The sequence below is a fragment of the Paenibacillus fonticola DSM 21315 genome, assembly GCF_000381905.1.
Classification (GTDB): Bacteria; Bacillota; Bacilli; order Paenibacillales; family Paenibacillaceae; genus Fontibacillus; species Fontibacillus fonticola.
In genome coordinates this window covers 79,162-98,126 of sequence record NZ_KB907267.1, presented here as the reverse complement: position 1 = coordinate 98,126, position 18,965 = coordinate 79,162, and the positions used below count along the sequence as shown (strand labels likewise).

The following is an 18,965-nucleotide window of genomic DNA, read 5'->3' as shown; positions in this document are numbered from 1 at the left end:
AACTCTCCTACGATTTGTTGAGTCACCTTCAAATTCGTTGAATTCACTTTAATACCTAACGCCCTCGCATCATCCTTTAATACCGGAGGAGGCAACCCCCTGTACAAAATATTTCTGCAGCGCCAGAAATACGATCAGTACCGGAATAATGGACACTACGCTCGCCGCCATAATCAGGCCGTATTCCGCCGAATACTGGGAAATAAACATCCGCAGGCCAATTTGAATCGTCTTCAGTTCGGTTTTGGTCAAATAAATCATCGGTCCTAAGAAGTCGTTCCATGTCGATACAAAGGTGAAAATCGTCAGGGTCGACAGGGCCGGCTTTGACAATGGAAGCATAATCCGCGCCCAAATGCCGTACTCGCTAAGGCCGTCAATCCGGGCCGCTTCACACAGCTCATCCGGAATGCTCTGATAAAACTGCCGCATCAGGAACACGCCGAAGGCGGAGAACGCCTGAAGGAGAATAATCGCAAGGTGGGTATTGTTCAGCCCCATCGAGCGCATCATGATGAACTGCGGTACCATGTAAGCCTGCCAAGGTATGGCGATCGTAGCAATATAACCAAGAAACAGCGTATTTCTCCCCGTGAAATGCAGCTTCGAGAAAGCATAGGCCGCAAAGCTCGAGGTGAGAATCTGCAAAATCGTTACGATAACCGACAGTTTTGCTGTATTGTAAATAAACGTAGCAAGCGGGATCCGCGTCCAAATTTCCTTATAGTTGCCCCAACGCGGAAGCTCCGGAATCCACTGCATCGGAAAGGTGAACACGTCCTTGTTCAGCTTGAGCGAGGATGACAGCATCCATAAATAAGGAACAAGCATACATAACACAACCATAATCAAAACGATATATGCAAACAGCTTTGCACCGATTTTAACTCCTTTATTTGCTCCGGCCATATCTGAAATCCTCCTATTGTCCATACTTCTTCTCCCCCTGGAATTGAACCAGCGTGATGCCGAGGACGAGCAGGAATAGTACAATCGCCATCGCGCTTGCATAACCATAGTCCAAGGAGCGGAACGCCGTGTTGTAAATTTGATATACAAGTACTCTTGTCGAGTCGTTCAACTGGTTGTCGGCGCCGGCAAATAGGTTGATAAAAATATCGTATACTTTAAACGAGTTAATGATCAGAATCATCAGCACAAAGAAGGTAGTAGGCGCAAGCTGCGGAATGGTGACATTCCGGAATCTCTGCCAGGCATTCGCCCCATCAAGCTCGGCGGCCTCATACAACTCAGGGTTAACCCCCTGAAGCCCGGCCAGATAAATGACCATATAGTAACCCATATTTTTCCACACCGTAAACAGTACAACCGTAAACATAGCCCAATCTTTATCGGCAGCCCAGCGTGGAAGCTCTTCAATCGGAATTCCAGTCATCCAGTGCAAAATATTGTTGACCGGCCCCATGGTCGGGCTAAAAATAAAGTTCCATACTGCAGCAACTGCCACAAGAGACGCCACGTACGGGAAAAAGAACACCGTCCTCATAAAATTCCGGCCAAACATTTTCTGATTTAGCAAAATGGCGAGGCCGAGAGCACATACCATCGTCAGCGGTACGACACCAACGGTATAAATAATCGTATTCCATAAAGATTTATGGAAGGTGGGGTCCTTCCAGAGGCGAACAAAGTTATTTATCCCGATGAATTCCATCGGATTGGCCCCATCCCATTTCACAAAAGCAAGAATAAAGGCAAATACCATCGGCACCAGCGTGAACACGGCAAAGCCGATAAAGTTGGGAGCAATAAAGCTGTAGGCAACCAGATGATCCTTGAGCTTTTTCCTAGAGCCGCTCCTCTTCATGGGTTTATTCCTTATTACAGTTTCGTTCTGCATCGTTTCTCCTCCAAACCTGCTAGCTAAAAGGAATTTGGCAAAGGGCGGGCAATCCGCCCGCCCTCGTAGGCATCCTTAGGTTTAAAAGCATGCCGCAAACATCCCTTGCTGAGCTATGATGCAGCATGCCGTTTCATCTAATTGTTCAAAATGAGCTGTACCCGTGTATTCATATCAGCCAAGCCTTTATCTATCGTCGCATTTTTCGTCATAATGCTGTCATGCGCTTCGTTCAGCACAACTTCAATGTCTGCACTCTTTTCATGAAGCGGCATCTCCAAATAAGTCTTCGCAGTCGTCAGCGCCTCTTTGCTAGCGTCATCTGCCGGGAAGCCGTCAACGGAAGCGATGGAGTTAACTACTTCATCGTTTTTGATCGCCGGAATAGTACCTGTCGATGCGATAACAGCCGCACCTTCTTCACCGGTTACGAATTTCAGGAAGTCCAGTGCCGCTTCCTTGTGAGCAGATTTCTGGTTTACAGCGAGCGAAGTAATCGTTCCCAGCGTTGTCCCCGCTTCAACACCCTCCGGATGAGGATATTTCACGATCCCCCAGTTGACTGCTTGCGATTCGCCGCTCTTTACCTTCTCTATTTGAGTAGCAATAAACCAGCTTCCCATATTCATCATCGCTACTGAATTGTTGTAGAACACGCCGGAGTAGTGTGTACTCGAAGTTTTCAGGGTAGCGTAATCCATTACGATGCCGTCCTCCTGTTGTTTCAGGATGCGCTCATAGGTCGGCTTCAGAAAATCATACTCGCCATCCACAACGGTATGCTGACCATCCAGAATGCCAAACAGCTGTACCGCACTGCGCCAGGTGTGATAGTGGGCGCCGTACACTTTGCCGGAGCCGCTGCCGGACGTCATTTTTCTGGCCAACTCATCGTACTGCTCCAATGTCATGTCATTGGTCGGATAAGAAACGCCGGCTTGATCGAATAAATCCTTGTTGTAATAAATCAGCCAAAAATCACTGCGAAAGGGAAGCGCATACACTTCATCGTTCATTTGGATCTGTTCAACCGTACCGCCATAAAGCGAAGCATCAATACTTTGCTCGCTCATGAATTTTTTGAGCGGTTCCAAGTGATTTTGCTTCACAAGGTTGGCATAGCCCGGGATATCCTTCACCGTGAGAATATCCAAGTCTGCTCCGCCCGAGAGCTGCGTGCTGAGCATCGTCATGTAATCGGTTGAGCCAAGGTCTACGTACTCGATCGACACATGCGGATTTTTCTCCTTGTAAGCATCAATCAAGGGTTGATAGTAAGCCGTCGCTTCCCAATCCCACAGCGCCCACTTCAATGTCACCGGGTCTGCCGCCGCATCATTGGAAGCGGTTCCAGTATTGCTCGAAGCAGGCGGCTCTGACGAAGAAGCGTTATTCCCTTTGTTGCCTGAGCATCCGGCAAGCAGGCTGAGCGAAAGCACTGCAGCCAGGGTGATGCCTAACCATTTTTTTAATCTCATGTCTTGTGTCCCCTTTTCCTCCTGTATTTGATGCCGGTCCGGCAATCCCGAACCTCTACATTTATCCTAGAGGATTTTAAAATGAAAGGGCATACATTTTTTATCACAGAACCTTCAATATTCTATTCACTTGTTCAAACATCCCATTAAAAGCTGTAAAATTATAATATAAACATGTAAAATTCGTTGTTCCTGTTTATCCGGCTATCTGTGAACAGGCGTTCATGTTATGGTAGGGATACCGCAACGGATGAAAGCGCTTAACGCCTTGCTGGAAGAGGTGATTTGTACGAAACGAAAAGCTACCATTAAAAGCCGGATCATTATGATTATGACGGTATTTGCCCTGCTGATTGCGACTCTGTTGTCTTTTTTCAGTTATGAGCTGATTTCATATTTCCAGAAGAGAACAACAATCCAGGCTACCGAATTCAACCTGCAGCTTGTGTCTCATATTATTGAGCAGGATTTATTGAACCTGTCGGTTTTAGCGATGACTTGCAGCACCAATTCCTCAACAAACAGCATGCTGAAAGAGTATTTCAAATCCAGGGATCGGCAGCCAATGGAGGCCATCAATGTGTTCTCCTCCCTGCAGGAGGAGTTTCGGATGAACCGCTCCAACGGTTATGTCCGCCGGCTGATTGTGACCGATAACAAGGATAAATTTTTTCAGGTGGATAACTCCGTTAGCACTTCGGTTCCTTTAAGCATTCATAATATTAATCAGTTGCCCGGTCTCTCCTTAGATTCCAGAGAAGAGTGGGAACGGGTGATCAAGGATCCGTTGTCCTTAACCTACACTATTCCGTTTATCATGCCGATTTACGGCGATAATGCCAACCGGATTGGAACCGTATATCTGCTTGCCAACACAGCGGTAATCACCGATAAGCTGAAGGGTTATGGGCTGCCCGAGGATTCCAAGCTGCTGCTGACGCTCGGTGAGCATAAATACGAAATCCAGGGGGACAAAATCGTCCCCATCTCGACTCCATATAAGGTCACTCCTTATGAACAGAACATCACTAGCGGCAGTGTAACGTCGTTGTCATGGCTGGAAACGGAGGAGGGGGAAAAGCTGATCTCCGTGGCATATCCGGTGCGCAAAGGGGTGACGCTGTCGCAGACGTTGTCAGAGAAGCAGTTTGCTCCCCAGTTCAACATTTGGCTGCTGCTCATGCTGGGCGTTTGCGTGCTCGTCATTACATCCAGCGGATTTATTACGCTCTATTTGACCAAGACGATCAGCCTTCCTGTAGAAAAGTTAAAAAAGCGCATCGACAAAATTGCCCAGGGCAACTTCCTGATCGACCGCAATATGGAGTGGAACAGCGAGCTGGGTGATGTGGGACGCGGTATCAACCGATTATCCCAGGACATCGTAGCTTTGATGGAGACGAGAGTGGCCGACGAGAAGCAAAGGCAGGAGCTGGAATACCGGATGCTGCAGAGCCAGATTAATCCGCATTTTCTGTATAACACGCTGAATTCGATCAAATGGATGGCCACCATCCAAAATGCGACCGGCATTGCCGAAATGACCACCTCCCTGTCAAGGCTGCTGCGAAGCATTGCCAAAGATATGCGCAGGCTGGTGCCGCTGCAGGAGGAATTAAGTCTGCTGGATGATTATTTCCTGATCCAGAAATACCGCTATGGCAGCAATATTACGATGGAGACCCTCACCTACGATGAGCAGCTGCTCACAGGGCTCATCCCCAGGTTCACCCTGCAGCCTCTGTTGGAGAACGCCATTTTCCACGGCATTGAACCGAAGGGAAGAGGCCATATTGTGCTGAGCATCCAACGAAGCGGATTGAATGATATTCTGATTACGCTGGAAGATAACGGAGTCGGTATTAGTGAGGAGCAGATTGCCGGTATTTTTGCCTGCCAGGAGCCAAGCTCAAAGGGGCTGCTGGAAGGCATGGGGCTGCGCAGTGTCCATGAACGGCTGCGCCTGGCCTTCGGGGAGCAATACGGGTTATCTATTGACAGCAAAGAGGGGCAATATACAAAAATGTTTATTCTTCTGCCTTATCGAAAAACGGAATCATCAAGCGTTCTGTAAAGCGTCTGAGATCCGCAAATTTGCAAGGAAGTGATAGTATTGATCAAATTGCTGATTGCCGATGATGAGGCGCTGGTTTGCATCGGCTTGCAGTCTATGCTGAAATGGGAACAATACGGAATTGAAGTGGCCGGCATCGCTCATAATGGCGCCCAGGCCGAGGAATTGATCGATGCCTGTCATCCGGACATTGTCATTACCGATATCAAAATGCCGGTCAAAACCGGCCTGCAGGTTGCCGAATCTGCCCGGAGCAAGTACGGGCGAATCCCTCTCTTTATCATTTTGACAAGTTATGAGGAGTTTGAATTTGCGCGGGCGGCCATTGAGATGCAGGCTGTCGATTATTTGGTGAAGCTGGAGCTGACGCCCGAAGCGCTGGAAGCCTCGATCAAAAGGGCGATTAAGCTGCTGGAAGACTATAAAACGGTGGAAAGCTTCCCGGAGCTCGTCCATCGCAGCAATTTGCAGGAGCTAAGGGAGAAATTTTTCATCCGGCTGTTTAACAATCTCTTTGAGAGCAAAAACCAATACCTGCTGCATAAAGAGGATCTGGAGCTGCAGTTGTCCGCTCCCGCCTATGTTATATGCACTTGCCGGATCATGGTGCCGGGCACCGTTCCGCCGAGAGGCGACAAGCTGGTCACCCTATGCACAAGCACCGTACAGATGGCGAAGGACCAGCTGGCCTCCGTCAAGCCCTGTTATGTGACCAGCCTTGATTTACGCAACTTTGCGGTCATTTTGCCGGTCGAAGAGGTTCATCCGCCGCATTGGAAGCCGGACATAGAGAATCTGTTAGCCGGGATGGCAGAAGTTCTGCACAATTATTTCAATGTGACGATTGTTGGCGGGATCGGCAATGCCGTGGAGGATCCTTATATGATGCATGAGAGCTATCTTGCCGCACGCCGGGCCTTGCCTGCCGCACTGGAGCAGCAATCTTTTGTATTCTATTCCACCGGTAAAAAGGGCACTCCCGAGCAGCCCCTGTTCGATTACTCGGCCTCCCGCTCCGAAATTCGCCGCGCGTTCGAGGAAATGGACACCGACGCCCTTTACAGCATTATTACCAATATGATTGCTGCATTTGAGGGGCAGCCGGATTTGCTTGTCGCGGCTACAGATGCGGCCTGCAATGTGCTTTATATGGCTGCCTCCCTGCTTTCTGACGGCGAAAATATGGTGGAGCAGATTTTTGAGGACGAGCCGGAGGGCTACCGGGCCATTTATCAGAAAAACTCGATGGAAGGCGTTGTTGATTGGCTGGTACAGTTCCGGGACGGCTGCTGCGATATTCTCTCCTCCAGAAAGCAGAGCTACAAGGAGCAGGTCATCTCGAATGTCCAGGATTACATCAAACGCAATCTGGACAGCAAACTGTCCTTGAATCAGGTCGCTGATATTTTCAACTTCAGTCCTAATTATTTAAGCCATCTGTTTTCCAAAACGGCCAAGGTCAACTTCGTTAAGTATGTAACTGATACTAAAATTGCAGCGGCCAAGGAATTGATGCTGCGCGGAGAAGGACGGATTAATGAAATTTCCCAGAAGCTCGGTTATGACAGCGCCTTCTATTTCAGCAAAGTGTTCAAAAAAGTCGAAGGAATATCTCCTCGTGAATTTATGCAGCGGATCGAATCCAGATAAACAAAACGAGCGGCCCTTCGGGGGATCTGGTAAGCACCCGAATACCGCTCGGCTTGTTTCATTTAGGAGGAGATTTAGGAGGGGATAGCATAAGTCAATACTGCTTCTTTTAACAATCTCAGTCCCGCTTCGATATCCTCAACTGCTGCAAATTCATCGGGATGATGGCTCAAACCCTCCCTGCAAGGAATAAATATGAGTCCTGTCGGGCAAATATGCGCCATGCTCATCGCATCATGACCCGCGCCACTAGTCATTCGAATATAGCTTAAGTCCATAGCTTCCGAGCATTCCGTTAACTTCGCGACAACCTCTTTGGAAAGAAGCACGGGACGCTCGACGCTGATTACCGCCGGGTTGATGATGACCCCGCGCTGATCCTCCAGTTCGCGGAACAATCGGAACAGGGAATCCAGCACGTTATTTTTCGATTGCTCCGACGTGCCGCGCACCTCCAGTTGAAGCGTAACGGAATCGGGAATGACATTCATTGCTCCGGGCTGAACCATGCATACTCCAACCGTGCCCACGGTTCCAAACTCGCTTTCCTTCTTCGCCTCACTCTCCACCTTCAGAATAATTTCTGCGGCAGCCGCCAACGCATCCTGTCTATCGTTCATCGGCGTTGTACCGGAATGCGATGCTTTCCCACTCACATGCACTTGGATGCGGGTAGGAGATGCAATACCGGTAACAATGCCTATTTGCTTGCGTAGGGATTCCAACAGAGGACCCTGCTCAATATGGAGTTCGAGGAACACCTTCAACTCCTCGCGTCTTCTTATGGCTTCACCGATATTTTGAAAATCCAGGGAGCATTCCCGGAATGCCTGCTGAATGGTAATTCCGTTCTTGTCCCGTAAATTAGAGACGGCATAAGTATCGAGGAGGCCCGTCATTGCTTTGCTTCCGAGCGTAGAAGAGCCGAATCGGGCCGATTCCTCGCAGGCGAACACGATGAGTTCAATGGGATGAACGGTCTCTATCCGCTCCTCGTTCAGACTCCTTATCACTTCCAGGGCTGCGGCTACGCCTAATGTGCCATCATATTCCCCGCCGTGATTGACGGTATCCATATGAGAACCAAGCGCCACAGCCGGAAGTTTGGGGTCCTTGCCTTCCCGCCTGGCAATCAGATTGCCGAACGCGTCCACGCGTACGGCCATCTGTTCCGCCTCGCATATCTCCTTGAAATCCTCCAACGCTTCCATGTAAGTTTTGGAATAGGCCAGCCTGGTGATTCCCTCTCCCTTCGGGTCGGCGCCAAACTGGTTGATTCTGGACAAAGCGGCCATCAGCCTTTGAATGTTAGCCATATTGCTTCAGGCCTCGTCCAGCAGCTCTTGCGACTGGGCTTTATGCTTGTGATACAGCGGATTTTCTGGATCGTGCTTGATCGCATTCTCGATCGCCTCGATCGCTTCTTGATGTCTGCCCAGGGAACGCAGGCTGTTTGCTTTATGAAAAGAGAAATCGTAGCGGTGCGGCTGCTGTGCCAGCAGTTTGTCCATTTCTGCGACAGCAGCTTCGTGTCTCCCTAATTCTCTTAAGTAATTGGATTTGTGGTATCTGTAGAAAGTTTCCTCCGGAGCGAGCTCCACAGCTTTATCGTATTCGGCGAGCGCTTCTTCCGGCTTCCTCATCAACCGGAGCGTATTTGCGGTGTAGAAATAAAAATCGAGATCGTGCGGATTTAGCGCAAGCCCTTTGCGATACTGTTCAAGCGCTTCGGCGTAACGCTCCAGTTCACTTAGGAAATAGGCTTTGTAATAAATTAAATCGGCATTGCTGCTCTCCTTGCCGAGAACCTCATCCATGATACCGAGCGCTTCCTCGTAGTTATCCGTGCTGATAAGCTTTTTTGCCCGCAAAATCGCCTCGTGCTGCCCTCTGTTTTCGTTCTTCAGGATCTTGATGACTTCCGTCTGGTCCATAGCTTGCGCATGCTCCAGTGAGGATTTTCCATCCCGGTCCTTTAGATGAGGGTCGGCTCCCGCTGCGATCAGCAATTCAATGATATCGGAGTACAAGCGGCCGCCGTTGCCGAGAATGACGGCCTCCAGCAAGGCCGACCAGCCTAGGTCGTTCACGTGATTCACCGCGATGCCGCTATCCAGGCAAACCCGGACGGTTCTTAAGTAGCCCTTCTCACTGGAGGGCAGCAGGGCGATTCCTCCAAAGCGGTTTACGCTGCTGATATCGGCCCCTGCCGCTATCGTCAGCTTCAGGATTTCATGAAACCCGTTGGCGCCCGCACATAAATACGGGGTCAACTGAGTGACGTCTCTGGCGTTGACATCGCTGTTCGCTTCAATCAGCTGTTTTGCGACGGAGATGCGGTTTTTTTGCACAGCTGCCATCAATGCAGTCCGGCCGCCCGCGTCTTTATATTCCACGCTCGCCCCTTCTTTTAAAAGCTGTTCGACGGCGGACAAATCGCCTTGTTCACTGGCTTCAATAAGCTTTTCATTCAGTGGTTGATTCATGTCGTAATCACTCCTTTTTTACTTCGCATTCGCCGGTTCTCCGAGCTTCGGATTGCGATCCGTAAAATACTTATATGCAAAGATCGCAGCAATCATAAGATACGACCATACGAACGGCATTATCCCGGGATTCGCGAATTCGACCATGGCCGAATGGATAATACCGAACAAGGATAGCACGGAGGCGATGCATGCGGCAATCAGGCCGCTCAGCGGTCTGTTCTGTATAGCGAATATGGTCAGCATGCCCCAGAGCAAGCTGCTCAGTGGCGCGCCATTGCCTAGATGGAACAAACCGTTGTAATACACGCCCTTCGAGAGAAGCACATCGATTCCGACGCTCGCTGCGTCTGTGCCTGCCGCACTAAAAATATTGTTGACCATCGTTAATGCCCAGTTGGCAATCCATGGGAACATGGCAATGAAGACGACGGGCACCTCCATTTTCGGCGTTTCCCTTACGGCCTGATTCGCGGATACAACACCGACATAGACCAGGATCGGTACGATTGCCACGACCGGTATAACGGATAGCAGCAATGCTCCTAGCCCGAACAAGGCGATGATCAGCATCGAACCCCCCGTGGCGATCGAATAACCGATACCCGCCCCCATCGACTTCCAACCGGTGTGCCCGATGTAGACCGTTACCGGATACGGATTTCCGCAGAAAGCACCGATACTGGAGGAGATCCCGTTGGCCAGCATGACACGGCGTGTTCTGTAGGGATCTCCCGCTGCATGCGCGGCTTCGATATTCTCCAGATCGAACACATAGTTGGCCAAACCGAGCGGCACCGCAGATGCCAGGTATGGCACCGCATTCGGAATGCCTTGGATCAAGCTGGTTACATGCACCTCCGGCGGGTTGAAGCCTATTGCGCCCAGCCCGGCGGCTACAGCTTCAGGGTTCTGCAAGCCGAAGATCCAGGCTAAGGCAGTACCCACGAGGAGCAGCAGGAATCCGGTAGGGATTTTTTTGAAAACAGGCGATTTACCGAACCAGTTAATGAAGATAATGATCAGCACCACAAATGCGACAATCGGCGTTTCAAACGTCTGCAGCATCGGGTTCATTGCAAGCAATAAGAGACCCAAGCCCCCCAGGGTGGACAGCAGAACGGTTCTTGGCACCAAACGGCGGATCGTGTCGCCGAGGAATGCTCCCACGATGAGAATGGCCGCTTCAAACAAACACCACACCAGCCCGATTTGAAATGCGAACTCGGCATTGTTCGTCATTTTAAAGACAGGCAAGATAACGAGGAAGGTAACTGTGAATATAGAAGGCGCGCTGGGGCCCGATGGAAGGGCGGTCACATCGCTTCTTCCCGTTTTCTTGGCAAGCTGGATTGCAAACCAGAAATAACATACGCTGGCGATAAAGATGGATAGTCCGAAAGCGGGAACGATTCTACCATATACCATCTCTTTAGGAAATCCAACCACAAACAGCAGCAGCGAGCTCATGGTTAACAGGTTCGTCAAGTTGTTGGCCAGCAGGCCGAAGTATGCAGCCCAGTCGCCCTTCCGCCAAAGATCCGTTTTTACTTTATCCAATTTCGTTCACCCCTAAGATGTAATTCAGTACACAGTAACGAAATATGTACTCGGCTTGGGATGTTCCACAAGCCAGTACGTCGTCAGCACAACCACGGTTTGCGGTTTGCCTTGTTTGTCCGCAGCTTGAAAGCAACTTGATCGCTAACCGCTTTTTTAATGTGACTAAGCTAATCTCAATGTGTACTTGAACGCTTGATATAGGATTTCTTGGATGAGAGTAAAATATGTATGAAGTATATAATTTGAACTATTGAAGTAATGGTGAGCAAGGTAAAATCGAGATTTATCTTATTGAACGGAGGATACAATAACAATGATGAAATAACGATTTTTTTATTAAATAACTATTCAACATCCTCCTCTAAAAAATGCCGAAATATCGAAATACAAAAAGGACCCCAATTGGGGTCCATGCAGAGCTTTTCTAATGTACATTCGAGGCCCTACTGAGTCTCTTTTTTATTAACCTGATCTGACCTCTATGGTTGATTTCGTCTTCAAAAACGTGAAACCACATAAAATAATGGTTTGCTTGTTTCTTATGCCAAAACTCTTCTTCTTTATATAACCAGTCATCATTAACCGTTTTAAACCATTCATATGTTCTGTTTCTGACCTCATTTAATTTATCTATATAATAACTAAGATCATTTCCCCTAATCGTTTCCCGTCCTTCTTTACCGAGATTCAATGCGGGTCCCCAGATCAGCATTTCCTGCTCATTCAACTCTCTTTTCTCGAAAGTTTCCAATTGATAGGCATATTCAACTGCTGCAAAGTGCAGTAATAAAGCGCCTATTGAATTACTCTCCGAATCCAACAGGAAGTCTAATTGGTCAATAGATAAATTTTTTACTGATTCGAGTGTGGTATACCTTGCGTAATTCATCATCGACAGTAAGCGACTAATTTGAGGTGAATAACCCGGTATATCTGTAATGAGATAAATATGATCCATGTTCAGCATGCTTTCGCCTCCAGCTTGTATGGTTTTACAATATGCAATTAAGTTAACGCCATTAAGAAATATAGCCAAGTGCCTTTGTAATCAAATTTTTCTTCGGGCATTATTCATTTATATTCCTCAAGAAACTTAATGATCTTATCTGATCTATAGCTGATTGCAAAATCAAGGCATTTATAATTCTAAATTCGTCATTTGGCAAATGTCTATGCTCCTTTTTAAACAAGCTATGCAAATGTAAAAACCCTAAAAATTTGATATAATTATAAAACATCGTCCTATTATTCCCAAAAATCCCTTTTTTCTTTCTATTGAATAGGAGGCTCATACCGTTGAACAAAAGTAATCAGAAGGAACGATTTCAGCTTATGCTTGTACTAGCCGGGATAACTCTTATCCTTGTGGCTATTCTCGTCTTCGCCACCTATGCTCTGCTTAGCCTTGATTTTATTCATCTTCGGATTTCCTCCATTGCTTCAGCGTTTGCCTTCATGGGGCTTCTGATTCTTGCTGTAGGCGTATTAAGCATCATCGGCTCCATGTTAGACGGTTTGCGAAAGCATGTATTTCAAAACAGCTTCAAGCTTGTAAGCCTGGTGATTCAGGAGATGATACTAGTCGCTATTTTTGGAGGAATGATTTACTGGATCGATCAATGGATTGACGGTGTAGAGATCGGTAATCTTCAAACGGAATTGCTGTTGGCCCTTTTTTTATACGGGATCATTACTCTTCTTGCAAAATTAGGTGATCAAATTAAAAAACAGGATGACGAGGCCCGAAAAAAATCACCGCCATTAAATAGGGATTGAGATAATGCTGCCGAACAGAAAGTGTCAGGAAATATCCGCTTCGAAGCTAACCCAAGGAAACTTTCAAATAATCCCTCCATTTAATCGCATTTTCACTATCGGGCATAATGCCTGTATTTGGCCCTTCCAGAAAGGGAAACATCTGCCAGCCTTCACGGCCTACACACCCGATTCTGGTCCATCTGTTCATAAAGTCTATAAAGTTATGACCTAAAATATAGCCATGTCCTTGCCCATCGTCATGTGATAAATACACTACCGGGGGATCATTTGGAACTAGCAGGTCAAACGCAATGTAGTCCCCGTTGCCAACCTCCATAAAACCTAGCTTATTATGCCAAACACAATCATACTCATCATTAACATTTGAAAAAACTTCAAGCTCCCATCCTTTTCTATCTAGCTCTACGCTTGGGAGGTCCTTCAAACTCCATGAAAAGCCCCCAGCAAATATACTGCTAACATCCAATTGCCGACTTTCGGCTTCAAATTCCTCTCTATGAAAAAGCTGTCCACGAAGTTCTTACATATCCTATTTTCATCCCGATTCGTTCCATATTCCTATGACTTTGAGACAAAAATGCGCACTGTCCGACGGCCAATTCGCTGCTTTGCCGGGCTGACTCATTTAATCTGGCATTCAGTAAATATAAGTGTAATCCTTGCCCTCTATACTCCGGTAAAGTCGCTGCAAATGTCAGTGAGGATATCCCCTCCTTTGTGTACATCACACCAGCCGCAGCAGGTTGTCCTGCTACAAATGCCATGTAGTACTTCCAACCAGGACGCTGCCATAGCACTCGGTTGTTTTCTGCCACGTGGGGGATTCCACTGTCCGGCAACCCTGTCCCGCGGCAATGGATTGCAGCATATACTGCAAAGTCTTCTTCTTCCACTTCCTTAAGCTGCACATGATCAGGGATATCCATTAATTCATCATGAGGTGCGCAATATGTCGATACATGAAATCCTGATTGATACAAGCCCCGCTTACTTAACTCCGATAGTACTTGCTGGTCAACTTTGGATGGAACAATTTCAAATTGGACCTTTCGTTCTCTCCTGGCGTAAAAATCCATAATTGGATCAAGGTACTCAAGGTCTTCCGCAGCTAGCCCTTTAACGGTGTTGAAGCCAGGCCAAGGCATCGTTTTGCTGTATAAACACATGGCGTTGCCGAAGTAAGCAATTTCAACTCCTTCAGGATTCCCCTGTCGATTCTGAATGGCTTCCATCCTGTCTTTCATATAATCTTTCTCTGACTGCTCCATCTGTAAAATCAATTTTTGAGAAGGTAAGATCATACTCCCGTTCACCTCTTGTATCGTTTATGGAAATGATGTTGAAATGATATGTAATACGGGGAAATCACTTTCAGTTCACTTCTTTTTCCAATTATGTTATCATATTTATAGAGAAGCCGAGTGCGCTAACACTCGGCTAACAATTGGCTTGGATGGGGTTATCCCTTCTTGAGTCTTGAATGGATAAGAACCCACCCTTGGCGCTAACCTTAGGGGTGGGTTCTTACTTCTTCTTGTTGTTATTTGAAATGTATGATAAAAGTGCAACGACAAAAGTAGAAAATAGAATCATGATTGTAATTGCATCCCTGACCTCCATAGTATCACCTCCTTTCGGAGGGATACTATGCCCACCCAAAATTCAATTGTCTTTTATTATTCTACCATGTTATACCATCAAGGTGAAGAACATTCGTTCGCGTATTATTTAATAGATGCGATGCTCCCCTCAAAACAAGTTGTGTTCCTTAGCTTGTACACCGACCTTAAATACACATTGTCCTTTCATTTAAAGAGAAATACTAATATTTTTTAGGAAAACGCTTTAATTTGTACACCTGCTGCTGTGCTATGATATAACAAACTCATGAAAAATGGAGGTTGTTTATATGTCTACGAGCCAGCTTGGTGCTTTTTATACGCAAAAATACAGGAACCTGTTCAAGGAGCTTGGTTATTCCGAGGCAGAAATTAATGCCAAGCTGGAACAGGCATGGACCGATTTGTTTTATGGAGAACCGGATGTGCGGATCTATTCCCCGATGGGCGGCGATAAAGGCTATATTCTCGATACCGGCAACCTGGACGTAAGGTCGGAAGGCATGTCTTACGGGATGATGATGGCTGTGCAAATGAACAAAAAGGAAGAGTTCGACCGGTTATGGAACTTCTCGAAGACGTTCATGCAGCATACAGGAGGCCGCTACGCCAATTACTTTGCTTGGCATTGCAAGCCGGACGGTACCCGTATTTCCCAAGGACCTGCGCCGGATGGGGAGGAGTTTTTTGCCATGGCTCTGTTCTTCGCCGCAAGCCGTTGGGGGGACGGGCATGAACCCTATAATTATTCTGAGCAGGCTCGAACGATTTTGAGCGCATGCTTGCATCAGGGTGAAGACGGCGAGGGTGATCCGATGTGGGACCCGGAAACAAAGCTGATCAAATTCATACCGGAATCTCCTTTTAGCGATCCGTCATACCATCTCCCGCATTTTTACGATTTATTTGCTCTGCTAGCCGACGACCGGGACGCAGCGTTTTGGCGAGAGGCTGCTAAAGCCAGCCGCGCTTACCTACATACGGCATGCCACCCGGAAACCGGCCTTGCTCCGGAATACGCAAACTTTGACGGAACCCCTGCAGAGCCGCAGCGGCATGGCGATTTCCGTCATTTCTTCAGCGATTCATACCGGGTGGCCGCGAATATCGGCTTAGATTGGGTATGGTTCCATCAGGACCCATGGCAGGTCGAGCAATCCAACCGGATTCAGGCGTTTTTCCGGGACATCGAGGTTTCCGACTACCGCCGTTATACTATTGACGGAAAGCCTTTCGATGAGCCAGCGCTGCATCCGGTCGGACTTCTGGCGACTAACGCGATGGCATCCCTCGCTGCCGACGGCCCGGACGCGGAGCATTTCGTTCGCTTGTTCTGGAACACACCGCTTCGCACCGGCGTCCGCCGCTATTACGACAATTGCCTGTACTTCTTCAGCCTGCTGGCCTTGAGCGGGAATTACCGGATTTACTGAATTATAGGGAAAAAGGCTGGACACTTTTCGTTGTCCAGCCTGATTTATATGGTCACAATTCATTTTATTTATAATCCCCCAAACAGCAGGGAAATCAGTTCCAATTTCTTAATTAAGAAAAACAAAACCGCAACAAAAGGCAGTACACGCAAACGCTGCACATTATTACTTGGAAGAGCGACTAATAATAGTATAGATAACAATAAATTAATTCCCTGAAGTAACGAGTGTGTATAAAAAAAGCCAAACCCTATGGTTAGTAGTAATGCAATGGGTGGGGACGAACAAATAGCTGCAATCCAGCCTTTCCCACGAGCATACCACACTACATACGCTCCTATTGGTGATAACAAACAGATAAGGCCCCATCTATAAAAATAATATGTTGGAAAAAAACCAAACAACATAGTGGAGTAAACATAATACGCTAACAAAACTCCAAAGAAAAATACAAATACGTGTATTGCTGCCGCTTTAGGAGAACGACTCCTTGCTGCAATTACTGCAGCAATAAAAACCCAAATTCCTAAGTTGGTTGTAATGTCTGAGATCATGGATAAGCTATACTGATAAATTTTCAGCAGAGCAGTACTATCTACGTTAATCCCTACCGTATCGGCGAATTTTGCCAAAAGGCCTAATATCGCCCCAAAAATAAGGAAAAGCAATATTCGAAACATCTTTAGCTTCGTTCCTAACTTATTTGATTCAATACTTTTTATACTATGTACGAGGTTTATCCCCTTGTTCACGCTGCTCACTCACTTCCCGCCTTAAACTTGCCGTTTTTCAAAACTAGCACGGAGTAATCTAAGATAATGGATTTTTAATACGACTCTCGCTGATCAAGTTTATAAATAGAATATAAATCGGATATACAAATAACATTCCTATGACTATTAAACCTGTAACTGGATTTGGATCATCTCCGCCATCTGTGATTGGAAATAGTAAGGTAAAGATATATGCAAACAAAATAAAATAAGGCGCCCAGAGTATGGCAGTGGTATAGTTCAATTTTCTTCTATCCAGCCACTTTTTTGTTAGTAAATAAATGATCATTGTACCTAATATAATATCAGCCAATATAGTTATGAAGTTAATTGTATTAGTTGTGTTGATATCCCAACCGGTTAATCTGCTAATCCTTTGACAATATTTATTCTAATGATTTGCTTAATAATGAATCACCAACTCCCTGTTTCTTGATGATTTGATCCGTTTAAAGAATAATAACAATGATTCTCTTTAAAAAATCATTAATCGCCGATGCTTTTTCCACAATTATACATCAAAAAGCCGAAGTGCAGGTATATTACACATATAGTTGAAGCTTTCTTCTGAGTCCAAATGTTCAAGTGAGGAAACCGAAAAAGAAAAGTTATGGAACTTCTCGAAGACGTTCATGCAACATATAGAGGGCCGCTGCGCCGATTACTTCGCCTGGCATTGCAAACCGGACGCTACCCTCATTTCCCAAGGAACTGCGCCGGACGGAGAGGAATTTTTCGCGATGGCCCTTTTCTTCGCGGCCAACCGTTGGGGAGACGGGCCGGAACCCTATAACTATTCCGGGCAAGCCCGAGCGATATTGAGCGCATGCTTGCATCAGGACGAAAATGGCGGTGATCCGATGTGGGACCCGGAAACGAAGCTGATCAAATTTATACCGGAATCTCCTTTTAGCGATCCGTCATACCATCTCCCTCATTTTTATGATTTGTTCGCCCTGCTGGCCGACGAGCGGAAATTACCGGATTTACTGATTGCGATGACTGGTGGTAGCGCGCGCAAGCATGAAAAGGCAGGACAACTTCGCGTTGTCCTGCCTTTAATAATACGTTCATAAGTTTCTTAAATAGTCTGTAGTCCCAGTTAACTCTGCCCATCTAGCTGAAAGAAATTTTGCATAGTTCAAGGGGCTAGTTCCGTAAGTTCCTAGAGAATGGCCATCATTAATTTCCACGAGCTTCATATTTCCTTCATGATCAATTCCAAAATCCATACCATATGCCATTGGCGCATCAACAAAGTCCCTAACCGCATTTTCTATAACTCTTAAATCTAATTTTGAATCCCAAGCACCTTTATAAGGCCTAATATCAAGTACTTGCCCATACCGTATAAAGCAGCGCCATTCTGTTACGAAATCAACTACTTCCGAACACCAAATATTCGTATCCTTATTTTCCTCCATTAATCCTATAAAATCCTTATATTCTTTGACGACCTTTCCAGCAAACTTTTTCGTAATATCCCTTGGCTTTATAAAAACATTCCAATTGTTCTGGTTATGTTCGAAAAGTTCGCGAATCGTTGTAGACCATATTTTTCTGCCAAAATAATGAGACAGCGAGGCAGGATAATCTATTTCTCCTTGACCTCTCTCTATTCCCAATATTTCAAGACGTTTTCTTACGTTACCAATTCCGCCAACCACTAAATCCTCTGGGTAATTATCTTTGATTTCTCTAATGTCATGATACTTAATTGTTTCCCATCCTAATGATACGAAACCTTCATTAGCTACAAATGCATTTACATTGAAGAAGTCCCCATTCTTATCGGCCTGTATATACGCTCTCATGACCCTTCCCTCTCCTCATCTCCATAAAACCTATTTTCTTGCTTACGATGTTTTAAATAATCTATTACTAGTTTTGTAAGATATATAATCAGAAGCACCGAAATTGAATATGTTGGTGAAATATGTACCTCATACTGCTCTATTGTTGTAAAGATTTTAAAACGATATATATTGAATTCTACATTTGTGATGACACCTTCTGTGAATCCAATACTCACTAATACAGCATACAAATGATTAGCAAACTTAATACATGATCCTAGAACAATAAATAAGAGCCCTATTTCAGTCGCCTTATTAAATCTAAATTTTTTCATGCGATCCCTCTTCATATTACAAGTTCTAATAGTTCTCCACTAATATATGAAATGTTCTCATGGTCATTTTCAATCGTTAATACCATCTCTAAATCAGAGTCATGGTTGGCCTATAAGT

General features: G+C 46.2%; 17 protein-coding genes and 1 pseudogene. 5 read left to right on the top strand and 13 right to left on the bottom strand.

Annotation, left to right across the window (positions count from 1 at the left end):
• Nucleotides 1–69: 69 nt before the first annotated feature.
• The 3 genes from G358_RS0121175 to G358_RS0121165 form a co-directional block, all read right to left on the bottom strand.
• Nucleotides 70–909: a carbohydrate ABC transporter permease gene (locus G358_RS0121175; RefSeq protein WP_019639263.1), complete on the bottom strand. Its 840-nt coding sequence runs from the start codon at nt 907–909 to the stop codon at nt 70–72.
• Between the two features lie 13 nt (nt 910–922).
• Entirely contained in the window at nt 923–1,861 is a 939-nt protein-coding gene (locus G358_RS0121170; RefSeq protein ID WP_019639262.1) for a carbohydrate ABC transporter permease, read from the bottom strand.
• Between the two features lie 137 nt (nt 1,862–1,998).
• A complete protein-coding gene (locus tag G358_RS0121165) occupies nt 1,999–3,339 on the bottom strand; it encodes an ABC transporter substrate-binding protein (RefSeq protein ID WP_019639261.1) in 1,341 nt (446 codons plus the stop codon).
• A gap of 250 nt (nt 3,340–3,589) precedes the next feature.
• Between G358_RS0121165 and G358_RS0121160 the strand changes: the two genes are divergently transcribed.
• Together G358_RS0121160 and G358_RS0121155 are read left to right on the top strand one after the other, a co-directional pair.
• Nucleotides 3,590–5,413: a sensor histidine kinase gene (locus G358_RS0121160; protein ID WP_033404296.1), complete on the top strand. Its 1,824-nt coding sequence runs from the start codon at nt 3,590–3,592 to the stop codon at nt 5,411–5,413.
• Between the two features lie 39 nt (nt 5,414–5,452).
• The gene (locus G358_RS0121155; RefSeq protein ID WP_019639259.1) at nt 5,453–7,063 is read left to right on the top strand and encodes a response regulator; all 1,611 of its coding nucleotides are present in this window, start codon (nt 5,453–5,455) and stop codon (nt 7,061–7,063) included.
• Nucleotides 7,064–7,137: 74 nt separating this feature from the next.
• Here G358_RS0121155 and G358_RS0121150 read toward each other — a convergent pair whose 3' ends face one another.
• From G358_RS0121150 to G358_RS0121135, 4 genes are all read right to left on the bottom strand, one after another.
• Nucleotides 7,138–8,379: a Zn-dependent hydrolase gene (locus G358_RS0121150; protein WP_019639258.1), complete on the bottom strand. Its 1,242-nt coding sequence runs from the start codon at nt 8,377–8,379 to the stop codon at nt 7,138–7,140.
• A 6-nt stretch (nt 8,380–8,385) separates the two neighbouring features.
• Nucleotides 8,386–9,549: an ankyrin repeat domain-containing protein gene (locus G358_RS0121145; RefSeq protein ID WP_019639257.1), complete on the bottom strand. Its 1,164-nt coding sequence runs from the start codon at nt 9,547–9,549 to the stop codon at nt 8,386–8,388.
• Nucleotides 9,550–9,567: 18 nt separating this feature from the next.
• On the bottom strand, nt 9,568–11,109 hold the full coding sequence (locus G358_RS34070; RefSeq protein ID WP_019639256.1) for a hypothetical protein: 1,542 nt from the start codon (nt 11,107–11,109) through the stop codon (nt 9,568–9,570).
• A 427-nt stretch (nt 11,110–11,536) separates the two neighbouring features.
• Nucleotides 11,537–12,079, bottom strand: coding sequence for a DinB family protein (locus G358_RS0121135; RefSeq protein WP_019639255.1), 543 nt, complete (start codon nt 12,077–12,079; stop codon nt 11,537–11,539).
• 329 nt (nt 12,080–12,408) lie between these two features.
• Here G358_RS0121135 and G358_RS0121130 point away from each other — a divergent pair, with 329 nt between their 5' ends.
• Nucleotides 12,409–12,888, top strand: coding sequence for a hypothetical protein (locus G358_RS0121130; RefSeq protein WP_019639254.1), 480 nt, complete (start codon nt 12,409–12,411; stop codon nt 12,886–12,888).
• Nucleotides 12,889–12,934: 46 nt separating this feature from the next.
• Here G358_RS0121130 and G358_RS30630 read toward each other — a convergent pair whose 3' ends face one another.
• The 3 genes from G358_RS30630 to G358_RS34065 all read right to left on the bottom strand — a co-directional run bounded on the left by G358_RS30630 (nt 12,935) and on the right by G358_RS34065 (nt 14,511).
• Entirely contained in the window at nt 12,935–13,357 is a 423-nt protein-coding gene (locus G358_RS30630; RefSeq protein WP_157274439.1) for an SMI1/KNR4 family protein, read from the bottom strand.
• A 28-nt stretch (nt 13,358–13,385) separates the two neighbouring features.
• Nucleotides 13,386–14,192: a hypothetical protein gene (locus tag G358_RS0121120; RefSeq protein ID WP_019639252.1), complete on the bottom strand. Its 807-nt coding sequence runs from the start codon at nt 14,190–14,192 to the stop codon at nt 13,386–13,388.
• A gap of 223 nt (nt 14,193–14,415) precedes the next feature.
• Nucleotides 14,416–14,511: a putative holin-like toxin gene (locus tag G358_RS34065; RefSeq protein WP_019639251.1), complete on the bottom strand. Its 96-nt coding sequence runs from the start codon at nt 14,509–14,511 to the stop codon at nt 14,416–14,418.
• A gap of 289 nt (nt 14,512–14,800) precedes the next feature.
• On the opposite strand from G358_RS34065, the gene G358_RS0121110 reads away from it, so the two are divergent.
• Entirely contained in the window at nt 14,801–15,943 is a 1,143-nt protein-coding gene (locus G358_RS0121110) for a family 8 glycosyl hydrolase (RefSeq protein WP_019639250.1), read from the top strand.
• A 68-nt stretch (nt 15,944–16,011) separates the two neighbouring features.
• Here G358_RS0121110 and G358_RS0121105 read toward each other — a convergent pair whose 3' ends face one another.
• Nucleotides 16,012–16,704 carry a hypothetical protein gene (locus G358_RS0121105; RefSeq protein ID WP_019639249.1) on the bottom strand — a complete coding sequence of 231 codons (693 nt, stop codon included), beginning with the start codon at nt 16,702–16,704 and terminating at the stop codon, nt 16,012–16,014.
• Between the two features lie 614 nt (nt 16,705–17,318).
• Here G358_RS0121105 and G358_RS0121100 point away from each other — a divergent pair.
• Nucleotides 17,319–17,690 (top strand): annotated as a pseudogene (locus G358_RS0121100) (glycosyl hydrolase family 8); the annotation flags it as partial.
• Nucleotides 17,691–17,786: 96 nt separating this feature from the next.
• Here the strand turns inward: G358_RS0121100 and G358_RS0121095 are convergent.
• Both G358_RS0121095 and G358_RS0121090 read right to left on the bottom strand, forming a co-directional pair.
• Entirely contained in the window at nt 17,787–18,530 is a 744-nt protein-coding gene (locus G358_RS0121095) for an ATP-grasp domain-containing protein (RefSeq protein ID WP_019639247.1), read from the bottom strand.
• A complete protein-coding gene (locus G358_RS0121090; RefSeq protein ID WP_019639246.1) occupies nt 18,527–18,847 on the bottom strand; it encodes a hypothetical protein in 321 nt (106 codons plus the stop codon). The genes G358_RS0121095 and G358_RS0121090 overlap by 4 nt, the downstream gene beginning before the upstream one ends.
• Nucleotides 18,848–18,965 lie beyond the last annotated feature (118 nt).

Excerpts from the sequence above, each read along its gene's own strand:
- G358_RS0121175 (WP_019639263.1), bottom strand. The coding sequence starts at position 909 with ATGGCCGGAGCAAATAAAGGAGTTAAAATCGGTGCAAAGCTGTTTGCA.
- G358_RS0121170 (WP_019639262.1), bottom strand. The coding sequence starts at position 1,861 with ATGCAGAACGAAACTGTAATAAGGAATAAACCCATGAAGAGGAGCGGC.
- G358_RS0121165 (WP_019639261.1), bottom strand. The coding sequence starts at position 3,339 with ATGAGATTAAAAAAATGGTTAGGCATCACCCTGGCTGCAGTGCTTTCG.
- G358_RS0121160 (WP_033404296.1), top strand. The coding sequence starts at position 3,590 with ATGAAAGCGCTTAACGCCTTGCTGGAAGAGGTGATTTGTACGAAACGA.
- G358_RS0121150 (WP_019639258.1), bottom strand. The coding sequence starts at position 8,379 with ATGGCTAACATTCAAAGGCTGATGGCCGCTTTGTCCAGAATCAACCAG.
- G358_RS0121145 (WP_019639257.1), bottom strand. The coding sequence starts at position 9,549 with ATGAATCAACCACTGAATGAAAAGCTTATTGAAGCCAGTGAACAAGGC.
- G358_RS0121135 (WP_019639255.1), bottom strand. The coding sequence starts at position 12,079 with ATGCTGAACATGGATCATATTTATCTCATTACAGATATACCGGGTTAT.
- G358_RS0121120 (WP_019639252.1), bottom strand. The coding sequence starts at position 14,192 with ATGATCTTACCTTCTCAAAAATTGATTTTACAGATGGAGCAGTCAGAG.
- G358_RS34065 (WP_019639251.1), bottom strand. The coding sequence starts at position 14,511 with ATGGAGGTCAGGGATGCAATTACAATCATGATTCTATTTTCTACTTTT.
- G358_RS0121110 (WP_019639250.1), top strand. The coding sequence starts at position 14,801 with ATGTCTACGAGCCAGCTTGGTGCTTTTTATACGCAAAAATACAGGAAC.
- G358_RS0121095 (WP_019639247.1), bottom strand. The coding sequence starts at position 18,530 with ATGAGAGCGTATATACAGGCCGATAAGAATGGGGACTTCTTCAATGTA.
- G358_RS0121090 (WP_019639246.1), bottom strand. The coding sequence starts at position 18,847 with ATGAAAAAATTTAGATTTAATAAGGCGACTGAAATAGGGCTCTTATTT.